Here is a 287-nt window from a genome sequence, read left to right on the forward strand (position 1 = left end):
GACTATAGATGTCAACTGTTTATAAATCAGCGATCGATTTAGTACGTGAATTAAAGCAAAAGCACGGTAACTGGCAAAATATCAGCGAAACCGATGCAGCACGTATGATGGCACAAAACCGCTTCAAAACAGGTTTGGATATTGCAAAGTATACTGCAAAAATCATGCGTCAAGATATGGAAGAGTATGACAATGATACTTCTCAGTACACGCAGTCTTTAGGTGCTTGGCATGGTTTTGTTGCCCAGCAAACCATGTATGCTAAGAAAAAATACTTTGGTACCACG

Annotated in this window: 1 pseudogene; it reads left to right on the top strand. The window is 39.7% G+C overall.

Annotated elements, in window-relative coordinates:
• Positions 1-8 precede the first annotated feature (8 nt).
• A pseudogene (locus tag AAEY83_RS14040) lies at positions 9-287 on the top strand (isocitrate lyase); the annotation flags it as partial.

The sequence above is a fragment of the Psychrobacter sp. TB20-MNA-CIBAN-0197 genome (assembly GCF_040309765.1).
In the GTDB taxonomy this organism is placed as follows: domain Bacteria; phylum Pseudomonadota; class Gammaproteobacteria; order Pseudomonadales; family Moraxellaceae; genus Psychrobacter; species Psychrobacter submarinus.